At 31.2% G+C, this 9,319-nt stretch carries 11 protein-coding genes and 1 tRNA gene; 9 read left to right on the plus strand and 3 right to left on the minus strand.

Annotated elements, in window-relative coordinates; translation table 11 throughout:
* Positions 1 to 144: 144 nt before the first annotated feature.
* Both ACTF56_RS11485 and ACTF56_RS11490 read right to left on the minus strand, forming a co-directional pair.
* Complete coding sequence (locus ACTF56_RS11485; RefSeq protein WP_438967053.1) at positions 145 to 489, minus strand: toxin-antitoxin system YwqK family antitoxin; 345 nt, start codon at positions 487 to 489, stop codon at positions 145 to 147.
* 143 nt (positions 490 to 632) lie between these two features.
* Positions 633 to 1,628, minus strand: a complete 996-nt coding sequence (locus ACTF56_RS11490; RefSeq protein ID WP_438967054.1) for a TlpA family protein disulfide reductase — start codon at positions 1,626 to 1,628, stop codon at positions 633 to 635.
* A gap of 166 nt (positions 1,629 to 1,794) precedes the next feature.
* Between ACTF56_RS11490 and aspS the strand changes: the two genes are divergently transcribed.
* The 5 genes from aspS to ACTF56_RS11515 all read left to right on the plus strand — a co-directional run bounded on the left by aspS (position 1,795) and on the right by ACTF56_RS11515 (position 5,982).
* Positions 1,795 to 3,543 (plus strand): aspartate--tRNA ligase, encoded by a 1,749-nt coding sequence (aspS, locus tag ACTF56_RS11495; RefSeq protein ID WP_438967055.1) that lies wholly within the window; start codon positions 1,795 to 1,797, stop codon positions 3,541 to 3,543.
* On the plus strand, positions 3,543 to 3,776 hold the full coding sequence (locus ACTF56_RS11500; RefSeq protein WP_438967056.1) for a hypothetical protein: 234 nt from the start codon (positions 3,543 to 3,545) through the stop codon (positions 3,774 to 3,776). The genes aspS and ACTF56_RS11500 overlap by 1 nt, the downstream gene beginning before the upstream one ends.
* Positions 3,777 to 3,852: 76 nt before the next feature.
* Positions 3,853 to 4,053 (plus strand): cold-shock protein, encoded by a 201-nt coding sequence (locus tag ACTF56_RS11505; protein ID WP_026717616.1) that lies wholly within the window; start codon positions 3,853 to 3,855, stop codon positions 4,051 to 4,053.
* 118 nt (positions 4,054 to 4,171) lie between these two features.
* Positions 4,172 to 5,437 carry a Y-family DNA polymerase gene (locus tag ACTF56_RS11510; RefSeq protein WP_438967057.1) on the plus strand — a complete coding sequence of 422 codons (1,266 nt, stop codon included), beginning with the start codon at positions 4,172 to 4,174 and terminating at the stop codon, positions 5,435 to 5,437.
* 116 nt (positions 5,438 to 5,553) lie between these two features.
* Positions 5,554 to 5,982 carry a LexA family protein gene (locus ACTF56_RS11515; protein WP_438967058.1) on the plus strand — a complete coding sequence of 143 codons (429 nt, stop codon included), beginning with the start codon at positions 5,554 to 5,556 and terminating at the stop codon, positions 5,980 to 5,982.
* A 34-nt stretch (positions 5,983 to 6,016) separates the two neighbouring features.
* Here ACTF56_RS11515 and ACTF56_RS11520 read toward each other — a convergent pair.
* A tRNA-Leu gene (locus ACTF56_RS11520) sits at positions 6,017 to 6,096 on the minus strand.
* 217 nt (positions 6,097 to 6,313) lie between these two features.
* Between ACTF56_RS11520 and ACTF56_RS11525 the strand changes: the two genes are divergently transcribed.
* From ACTF56_RS11525 to ACTF56_RS11540, 4 genes are all read left to right on the plus strand, one after another.
* Positions 6,314 to 7,255, plus strand: a complete 942-nt coding sequence (locus tag ACTF56_RS11525) for a ribose-phosphate pyrophosphokinase (RefSeq protein ID WP_438967059.1) — start codon at positions 6,314 to 6,316, stop codon at positions 7,253 to 7,255.
* A gap of 26 nt (positions 7,256 to 7,281) precedes the next feature.
* Positions 7,282 to 7,890 carry a 50S ribosomal protein L25/general stress protein Ctc gene (locus ACTF56_RS11530; protein ID WP_438967060.1) on the plus strand — a complete coding sequence of 203 codons (609 nt, stop codon included), beginning with the start codon at positions 7,282 to 7,284 and terminating at the stop codon, positions 7,888 to 7,890.
* 156 nt (positions 7,891 to 8,046) lie between these two features.
* Entirely contained in the window at positions 8,047 to 8,613 is a 567-nt protein-coding gene (gene pth / locus ACTF56_RS11535) for an aminoacyl-tRNA hydrolase (protein ID WP_438967061.1), read from the plus strand.
* A gap of 48 nt (positions 8,614 to 8,661) precedes the next feature.
* Positions 8,662 to 9,267 (plus strand): hypothetical protein, encoded by a 606-nt coding sequence (locus ACTF56_RS11540; RefSeq protein ID WP_438967062.1) that lies wholly within the window; start codon positions 8,662 to 8,664, stop codon positions 9,265 to 9,267.
* The last annotated feature ends 52 nt before the right edge of the window (positions 9,268 to 9,319 follow it).

Below are 9,319 nucleotides of genomic sequence, written 5' to 3' on the forward strand. Positions count from 1 at the left end.
AGACATCTAATGTTACATTATAAAATTTGAATTTGTAAATCAACTGGATAAATTTTGTGTACTCAATAATTGTATAAAATAACTAAAATAAAAAAGCTCTTGTTAAAATATAACAAGAGCCTTTTTATTTATAATTGTAAAAATTTAATTCTTAGCTAAAGCATCTTTAGACCATTTAATAACATCAATAATATTATTTTTAGTGTAATCCACTTCACTTAAAGTTTCATCACTCCAAAAAAACCATTTTCCAACTTTTTCTCCGTTATTATATTCCCCAACTACCAATTTAGAACCATCTTCTTTGAAAGATGTCCAAACTCCTTGCAGTTTGCCGTTTAAATAATTTCCTTCTTGACTTACAGTTCCGTTATCGTGATAATATGTTGCTTTAACTTCATTTCCAACTATTTCAAATTTTGGTTTTACTTCTTGAGCAAAAAACACTCCCGAAACCAATAATACTGCTAAAATTACTACTTTTCTCATCTTCATTACATTTAATAGGTTAATATTCTGATAACAAATATATGCAAAGTTTTACAATAAAAAAACTTTTTCTTAACAATTTGGTAACATTGGCAAAAAAAGCATAAAAAAACCAGTAAAAACTGGCCTTTTATTGTCAAATATTAGTTAACTAATTCATTTAAAACATCTTCAATGGTGCTGGAAGAAGGTCTATCGGCACTTGCATTGATAACTTCTCCATTTTTTCCTACTAAAATAAATCTTGGAATACCTTGAATTCCGTAATCTTTTACAAATTGTGAGTTCCAATCATTATCAGCAAATAACTGAACACCAGCCAATTCTTTTTTCTCAATCATCGCTTTCCATTTATCTTTGTCTTTTGCCTTATCAATAGAAATACTCACAAATACAATATCTTTATCATGAAACTTTTGTTCTAAAGCTTTTAAAGAAGGAATTTCACCAATACAAGGTCCACACCATGTTGCCCAAACATCAATATAAACAATTTTTCCTTTAAAGTCTTCTAATTTAGTAACGCCACCTTTATAATTTTCATAAGCAAAAGTTGGCGATGGTTGTCCTTTTAATTTTGCCATCATTCGCTCTTCATTATAACTCATTTCCATGTAAAAGTATTCACTTTTCAACATTTCTGCCATCATTTTCTTAAAATCCTCAGAAGTTTCAGAAGCATCAATATCTTTTTGATCAGTAACCTTTTTAGCTTCTAATAATGATTTGAATTCAGCTTCCTCTTTAGAAAAGGCCAATTCTTCAAATTTCTTCGTTTTCTTTGTTTTATCCGCTAAATAATTATTGGCTTTGCTCGAATTTCCTTGAAATTTTAAAGTTTCATCAAAATTTGCAGCATCAACATCAATTATTAAGTTGTCTCCAGCTTCTAAATATACAAATGCTGCTTCAGAACCGTCATACATTTGGTGCAAGCCTGGAGTGAACTCAAATTCAGATTCAAACAATCCTTTTTCATTAACAACTATAGTATGTAAAAATCTTTGATTTCCGTAAATACTCAATGTATCGCTGTTTCTGTTTTCAATTTTTGCTGTTATTTTAGTCTTTACTTTTTCAGTATTCTGAGCAAAAGAAAATACTGTAAACAACAGTAATAAATAAGTTACTTTTTTCATAAAAATAGGTTTTTAATTTAGGTAAAAATATAAGTTTCAATTAAGTTAAACAATAACCATGCTAATATTTATATTAAATATAACAATTCTTCAAACTTTTTCATTTTTATATTACTTTTGCAACCAAGGCCAAAAGTCAAACGGTTCAAAATAAAAATATTTTTCAATGTACAGAAGTCACAATTGTGGAGAATTAAATGCTTCACACATCAATACAGAGGTAACCCTTGCAGGATGGGTTCAAAAGTCAAGAGATAAAGGATTTATGATTTGGGTAGATTTACGCGATCGATACGGAATTACTCAATTAATTTTTGACGAACAAAGAACCGACAAATCCGTTATTGAACTTGCAAAGTCTTTAGGTAGAGAATTTGTTATTCAAGTCAAAGGAACGGTTATTGAACGTGTTTCAAAAAATCCAAATATGTCTACTGGTGACATTGAAATCTTAGTTACAGAACTTACTATTTTAAACGAAGCTCAATTACCTCCTTTTACTATTGAAGATGACACTGATGGTGGTGAAGACATTCGTATGAAATATCGCTATTTAGATATTAGAAGAAATCCTGTAAAGAACAATTTACTTTTTCGTCATAAAGTATCTATGGAAGTTAGAAAATACCTTTCTGACCAAGGTTTTTGTGATGTAGAAACGCCATATTTAATCAAGTCAACTCCAGAAGGTGCACGTGATTTCGTAGTACCAAGTAGAATGAATGAAGGTCAGTTTTATGCTTTACCGCAATCACCTCAAACTTTTAAACAGTTGTTGATGGTTGGTGGAATGGATAAGTATTTTCAAATTGTGAAATGTTTCCGTGATGAAGATTTACGTGCAGACCGTCAGCCAGAATTTACGCAAATTGACTGCGAAATGGCATTTGTGGAACAAGAAGACATTTTAAATATGTTTGAAGGTTTAACACGTCATTTATTAAAAGAAATTAAAGGTGTAGAAGTAGATAAATTCCCAAGAATTACGTACGATTACGCTATGAAAACCTACGGTAACGATAAACCAGATATTCGTTTTGAAATGAAATTTGGTGAGTTAAATGAAGTAGCACAACATAAAGATTTTCCAGTATTCAATGCTGCCGAATTAGTAGTTGGTATAGCTGCTCCAGGCTGCGCTAATTATACAAGAAAAGAAATTGATGCCTTAATTGAATGGGTAAAACGTCCTCAAGTTGGTGCATCAGGAATGGTTTACGTAAAATGTGAAGAAGATGGTTCGTTCAAATCATCTGTAGATAAATTTTACGACCAAGATGATTTAAAAAAATGGGCAGAAGCTACCAATGCAAAAGCAGGTGATTTAATTTTAGTCCTTTCTGGACCTGCAGATAAAACACGTTCTCAATTATCGGCACTTCGTATGGAAGTTGCTACACGATTAGGATTACGTAAATCCGATGAATTTGCACCATTATGGGTTGTAGATTTTCCTTTATTAGAATGGGACGAAGAAAGTGGTCGTTATCATGCCATGCATCATCCTTTTACTTCTCCAAAACCGGAAGACATGTCTCTTATTGAAACCGAACCAGGAAAAGTAAGAGCTAATGCCTATGATATGGTTTTAAACGGAAACGAAATTGGTGGTGGCTCTATCCGTATTCATGATAGAGAATTACAATCAAGAATGTTTGATTTATTAGGATTTAGCAAAGAAGAAGCACAAGCTCAGTTTGGCTTTTTAATGAGTGCTTTTGAATTTGGAGCACCACCTCATGGAGGATTAGCTTTTGGTTTAGATAGATTGGTTTCTATTTTAGGTGGACAAGAAACCATCCGTGATTTTATTGCTTTCCCTAAAAATAATTCAGGAAGAGATGTAATGATTGATGCACCTTCTAAAATTGATGAAAAACAGTTGGAAGAATTACACATCAAATTGAGATCGTAATGAAATATTTAGTTAGAATATTATTTTTAATTGTTCTTGGGTTAATTGCTTTCGGATACTATCACAAAAATAATGGCAATACCGAAGGTGACAAATGGGTAGGCATTGGAGTGTTAGTACTCGCTTTTATCCTAATGCCAGTGTTCATTTATCATAGATATCGAAACAAAAAATTGAAAGATTACGAGCTTAATTTTAACTTCAAAGAAGATAACAATACTGAAAATCAATAAATTTCTGTAGAAAAACCTTTTTTATGTCAATTAAAAAATTATCTTTGAGGATTATTAATTATTTTTACATTACAAAATGAGAACAGGAAAAGTTAAGTTCTTCAATGAATCAAAAGGTTACGGTTTTATTACAGATGATGAAACAGGAAAAGACATTTTCGTACACGCAAGTGGAATGAGAGTTGAATCATTAACTGAAGGCGAAAGCGTTAGTTACGAAGAAGAAGAAGGAAGAAAAGGTAAAGTAGCTGCACAAGTTGTAGTTATCGAAGACTAATATATATTATTTTTTGATTACCCAAGTACAGAAGCTCTGCAATTGCAGAGCTTTTTTTTGTGCATAATTTTAACGGATGTTCTTCTCAATCGATTCAGATATGTTTTAAATTTGTAAAATGTATGCTTTAGTCGATTGTAATAATTTTTATGCTTCTTGCGAACGTGTTTTTCAACCGCAATACGTTGGCAAACCTGTTGTTATTTTATCTAATAATGATGGTTGTATTATTTCACGAAGTTATGAAGCAAAAGCTTTAGGTATTGCAATGGGTGCACCTGAATTTAAAGTTAGAAATGAACTAAAACAGCACAATGTAAAAGTGTTTTCTTCCAACTATGCTCTTTATGGAGATTTAAGCAATCGTGTAATGAAAATATTAGAAGCTTATACTCCAAATGTAGAAGTTTATAGTATAGATGAATCTTTTATGAACTTTGACGGAATGAACATCGAAGATTATCACGCTTACGGAATTCAAATCAAAACCAGAATCCACAAATGGTTGAGTATTCCGGTTTGCATTGGCTTTGCTCCTACTAAAGCTTTGTCTAAAGTTGCGAATAAAATTGCCAAAAAATACCAAGAACGCACACAAGGAATTTACGTGATTGATACCGATGAAAAACGCATCAAAGCATTAAAATGGACTAAAATTGAAGATGTTTGGGGAATTGGTTTTCGATTAACCAAAAAAATGCAAGCCAAAAACATTCTAACTGCTTACGATTTTACCTTATCTCACAACGAAAGTTTCATCAAAAAAGAAATGGGTGTTGTGGGTTTACGTTTAAAATATGAATTAGAAGGAAAATCTGTTTTATTGCTAGAAGATGCTCCAGCTCAAAAAAAACAAATAGCCATCACCAGAAGTTTTGAAGGAAACATAACTACTTTCAATGCAATGAAAGAACGTGTATCCACCTTTGCAACGGTTTGTGCCGAAAAATTACGCAAACAAAAATCCTGTTGTTACGGTGTAATTTTATACTTACGAAAAGATAAATACAAAATAGAAAGTCAACGTTACAATTTTTACAAGCTAGAAACTCTACCTTTTGCTAGTAATTCAAACATCACAATCAGTAACTTAGCAATCAAAATGCTTAAAGAAATTTTTGAAGAAGGAGCCATTTATAAAAAAGCAGGTGTTATTGTGACTGAAATTATTCCTGAAAACCAAAAGCAATTTCATTTATTTGAAGAAGAAAATCCAAAACATCAAGCCTTAATGAAAGTAATGGATCATTTTCATAAAAAAACGGGTGAACGTAAAATAAAATTAGGTAATCAAGACTTAGAGCATACTTGGAAAATGAAGCAAAACCATTTGTCTAGAAAGTACACTACTAGTTTTAAGGATATTTTAGAAATAAAATGTTAAGAAAACTGATTTTCAGATGTTAGATTTTCAGAAAACAGACAAAAAATCTGTGAGAATCTGTCTAATCCGTTAAATCTGTGTTCCAAAAAAAATGCGAATTAGTGAAAAAATAAAAAATGAATCAAAAAATACAATTCTTTATTCCAGATTTAGAAAATCAGATCGAACTTCCCTATATTTCTAGTGGAATAAAAGCAGGTTTTCCATCACCAGCAGCCGATTTTGATGAAAGTAAAATTAGTTTAGATCATGTTTTAGTTAAAAACAAAGAAGCTACTTTTTATGCCAAAGCAAGCGGAAATTCAATGACTGGAGCAGGAATAGATGATGGTGATATTTTAGTAATCGACAGAAGTATAGAACCTAAAAACAACAAAGTAGCAGTTTGTTTCATTGATGGAGAATTTACAGTAAAAAGGATAAAAATAGAAGAAGAAGCTGTTTTTTTAATGCCCGAAAATCCTAATTATAAACCCATAAAAGTCTCTCCTGAAAACGATTTAATTATTTGGGGAATAGTTACTTATGTAATAAAAAGTATATAAAAAAACCTCTCAGTAATGAGAGGTTTTTAACTTGTACCTTGGGTGGGAATCGAACCCACACTCCGAAGAACACGAGTTTGAGTCGTGCGCGTCTACCAATTCCGCCACCAAGGCTGCTATAAATTAGGATTGCAAATGTAATAATAATTTCAAACAAATAACAAAAATACTTTAAAATATCCTTTCAGAGTTGAAATTAATTTCTAAATTTGCAGCTCGTTAACACGACACACAACTAACTAACTACATCCGAGGCAAATACACAAATAAAGTTAAAAAGAAATTCTTAGCTAAAATCAGGTAAAGCATCGGAATAAAACAACAAATTAAAATGTCACATCAAGAACCTGAAGCAAAAATATTTGCTTGTTCCCAAAGTGTACACTTAGCAGAACAAATTGCTGAAAAGTACGGTGTTCCTCTAGGTAAAGTTACGTTCTCAAAATATAGTGATGGTGAATTTCAACCGTCTTACGAAGAATCTATAAGAGGTTTAAGAGTATTTATTGTTTGCTCTACATTTCCTACAGCAGATAATTTAATGGAATTATTGTTAATGATTGATGCAGCAAAAAGAGCATCCGCGCGACATATAACTCCTGTTATTCCTTATTTTGGATATGCTCGTCAAGACAGAAAAGACAAACCAAGAGTGCCAATAGGAGCTAAATTAGTTGCAAAACTACTTGAAACTGCTGGAGCTACTCGTATTATGACCATGGATTTACATGCGGATCAAATACAAGGCTTTTTTGAGAAACCTGTGGACCACTTGTTTGCTTCAACCATCTTTTTACCTTATTTAAAAGGTTTAAATTTAGAGAATTTAACAATAGCTTCTCCTGATATGGGTGGCTCAAAAAGAGCTTATGCATATTCTAAATTTTTAGAATCTGATGTAGTAATTTGTTACAAGCAAAGAAAAGTGGCCAATGTTATAGATACTATGGAACTTATTGGTGATGTACAAGGAAAAAATGTGGTTTTAGTAGATGACATGATTGATACCGGTGGAACGTTAGCAAAAGCAGCGGATTTAATGATTGAAAAAGGAGCCATAAGTGTTAGAGCCATTTGTACACATGCTATTCTATCTGGTGATGCGTATGAAAAAATAGAGAATTCTCAATTATTGGAGTTAATTGTAACCGATTCAATTCCATTAAAAAAAGAGTCTAAAAAAATAAGAGTGGTGAGTTGTGCACCGCTATTTGCAGAAGTTATGCACATGGTACAACACAACAATTCCATTAGTGGAAAATTTTTAATGTAAATTATTATTAACTATATATTATTAAAATGAAATCGATTACGATTAAAGGACAAGAAAGAGAAAGCGTAGGTAAAAAAGCAACAAAAGCCTTACGTGATGCTGGAATGGTTCCGTGTGTTATATACGGTGGCGACCAACCAGTGCATTTTACAGCTGATGAAAGAGCATTTAAAGGTTTGGTTTACACTCCAAATGCACATACTGTTGTAGTTGAATTAGAAAATGGTAAAAAAATTGACGCTATCTTACAAGATATTCAATTTCACCCAGTTTCTGACAAAATTTTACATATTGATTTCTTCCAATTGCAAGACGATAGAGAAGTTATCATGGAAGTTCCTGTAAAAGTTATAGGAAAATCTCCTGGTGTAATGGCTGGTGGAGTTTTACGTTTGGCTCAAAGAAGATTAAAAGTAAAAGCCTTACCTAAAAACCTACCTGATTTTGTAGAAGCAGATATTACTCCATTAGAAATGGGTAACAAATTATACATTACAAAATTACCAGCAGAAAACTTTAAATTCATGCACCCAGACAACACTGTTGTTTGTCAAGTAAGAATTTCTCGTGCTGCTATGAAAGCCGCTCAAGAAGCTGCAAAAGCTGCAAAAGCAACTCCAGCAAAAAAGAAATAATTTTATTTCCAATTTATATAAAAAGCATCAGTTTAACGCTGATGCTTTTTTTTTGTAAAAAAGTCTTTTTTAAAACACTTCAAAAAAAACTACCTTTACCCAATGAAATGGTTTTTCAAAATATTTAATAAAAAACATACAGAAACAGTTGATCCAATGAAGAAATTTTTAATTGTTGGTTTAGGAAATATAGGTTCCGAATATGTAAACACACGTCACAATATTGGTTTTAAAATTCTAGATTATTTTACTCAAAAAGAAAATTTAAATTACCAAACGGTCAAGCTTGGTGAGTTGGCCGAATATAAAATAAAAGGAAGAACTATTTTGTTGTTAAAACCAAATACTTATATGAATTTGAGTGGAAAAGCTGTTAAATATTGGTTGGAAAAAGAAAATATTGCCAAAGAAAACATGTTGGTAATAACTGATGATTTAAATATTTCATTTGGAACTATAAGAATCAAAACCAAAGGCAGTGATGGAGGTCATAATGGCTTAAAAAACATTCAATTGCTATTAAATTCTACAGAATATCCTAGATTTAGATTTGGCATTAGTGATGAATTTAAAAAAGGCAGACAAGTGGATTATGTTCTTGGAGAATGGAATGAGGAAGAAAAGAACGCTTTAGGAGAACGTCTTGAAGTCAGTTCCAAAATTATTACTTCGTTTGTTCTTTCGGGATTAAATAACACCATGAATGAATTTAACGGCAAATAAAGTACAATTGGCTTAATAATTGTTTTAACTAATTAAAAAACACAAAAAATGAAATCAACCCTAATGATCTTTCCGAAATTAAATAATTCGATTATTAGCAAAAAATTATTATTTATTCCTTTGGGATTAATAGTGTCATTTTGTGCTCCAAAAAAAGAAATAACCGACAACGATAAAACAGCTGTTGAAGCAAAAAAAATAAACCTATCTGATTCAAATTGTCCAGAAGATGGAATTTGCAGTATTGAAGTTATAAAAAACAAATCTATTGTTGTAAAAACAGATGATTTTGGCAGCAATTATTATTTGTTAGAAGACAATGAAAATACTTCTGTTATTTATTACAAATACGACAGAAATTTTGAAAAAGATTTGCAGGATGCCTATTATAAAGAAGAAATTGCTTTTGAAGTTTCAAATGATGTAAATCAATTAAACCTCACGGATGAGGAATTACAAGATACAAAAATGCTATATGGAAGATTATGCTTTTGTAAAGGTCAAACTGGTTTTTTTAAAGTTACAAAAGGCACTCTAAAATACACCAAAAAAGGAAATGAAATAGCTGTTGATTTAGATTTTGAAAATAAAAAAGTGCCTCAAATCATAAAGAAAATAAAAGCTACAATAATGAGTTGTCCTAAAAAAGGTTGACTCGTTAATAATTCAAATATAGTTAAATCGTAACAGAATTAATTCTGTTACG

Origin of the sequence: Flavobacterium sp., from assembly GCF_965657075.1 — a bacterium.
In the GTDB taxonomy this organism is placed as follows: domain Bacteria; phylum Bacteroidota; class Bacteroidia; order Flavobacteriales; family Flavobacteriaceae; genus Flavobacterium.